Here is a 1,319-nt window from a genome sequence, read left to right as displayed (position 1 = left end):
GGTGTTGACTGGTTTTGTGATGGGGCGTATAGTTCGGTTCTTCGCTGCTGACGCGGTGAAGAAAACGAAGCAGACAGTATAACACAGTTAGTTAAAATTTTCGATAATTTTAGTTGACATTTGCTAAATGTACTGTATAATTCGATTCGCTCTTTAAAAAAACAGATTACCGATAAGTGTGAGTGCATTAGGCCTCACACTGTTTAAAAGACAGACAAGATGATGTTTTAGACATTGTCCTGTCGGTTTCTTTGAAGCAGACCAGAAGTTATAAGTTAGAGATTGAACATAAGAGTTTGATCCTGGCTCAGATTGAACGCTGGCGGCATGCTTTACACATGCAAGTCGGACGGCAGCACAGAGAAGCTTGCTTCTTGGGTGGCGAGTGGCGAACGGGTGAGTAATATATCGGAACGTACCGAGTAATGGGGGATAACTAATCGAAAGATTAGCTAATACCGCATATTCTCTGAGGAGGAAAGCAGGGGACCTTCGGGCCTTGCGTTATTCGAGCGGCCGATATCTGATTAGCTAGTTGGTGGGGTAAAGGCCTACCAAGGCGACGATCAGTAGCGGGTCTGAGAGGATGATCCGCCACACTGGGACTGAGACACGGCCCAGACTCCTACGGGAGGCAGCAGTGGGGAATTTTGGACAATGGGCGCAAGCCTGATCCAGCCATGCCGCGTGTCTGAAGAAGGCCTTCGGGTTGTAAAGGACTTTTGTCAGGGAAGAAAAGGCTGTTGCTAATATCGACAGCTGATGACGGTACCTGAAGAATAAGCACCGGCTAACTACGTGCCAGCAGCCGCGGTAATACGTAGGGTGCGAGCGTTAATCGGAATTACTGGGCGTAAAGCGAGCGCAGACGGTTACTTAAGCAGGATGTGAAATCCCCGGGCTCAACCTGGGAACTGCGTTCTGAACTGGGTGACTAGAGTGTGTCAGAGGGAGGTAGAATTCCACGTGTAGCAGTGAAATGCGTAGAGATGTGGAGGAATACCGATGGCGAAGGCAGCCTCCTGGGATAACACTGACGTTCATGCTCGAAAGCGTGGGTAGCAAACAGGATTAGATACCCTGGTAGTCCACGCCCTAAACGATGTCAATTAGCTGTTGGGCAACTTGATTGCTTAGTAGCGTAGCTAACGCGTGAAATTGACCGCCTGGGGAGTACGGTCGCAAGATTAAAACTCAAAGGAATTGACGGGGACCCGCACAAGCGGTGGATGATGTGGATTAATTCGATGCAACGCGAAGAACCTTACCTGGTCTTGACATGTACGGAATCCTCCAGAGACGGAGGAGTGCCTTCGGGA

General features: G+C 49.2%; 1 rRNA gene (running past one end of the window). It reads left to right on the top strand.

Annotation, left to right across the window (positions count from 1 at the left end):
• Nucleotides 1-284 precede the first annotated feature (284 nt).
• Nucleotides 285-1,319: ribosomal RNA gene (locus tag ACTHR7_RS10660) — 16S ribosomal RNA — on the top strand (it continues 505 nt past the right edge of the window).

Origin of the sequence: Neisseria sp. P0007.S010, from assembly GCF_051962875.1 — a bacterium.
Classification (GTDB): Bacteria; Pseudomonadota; Gammaproteobacteria; order Burkholderiales; family Neisseriaceae; genus Neisseria; species Neisseria subflava_A.
The sequence above is the reverse complement of the archived record's forward strand: the minus strand, read 5'-3'. Positions and strand labels throughout refer to the sequence as shown.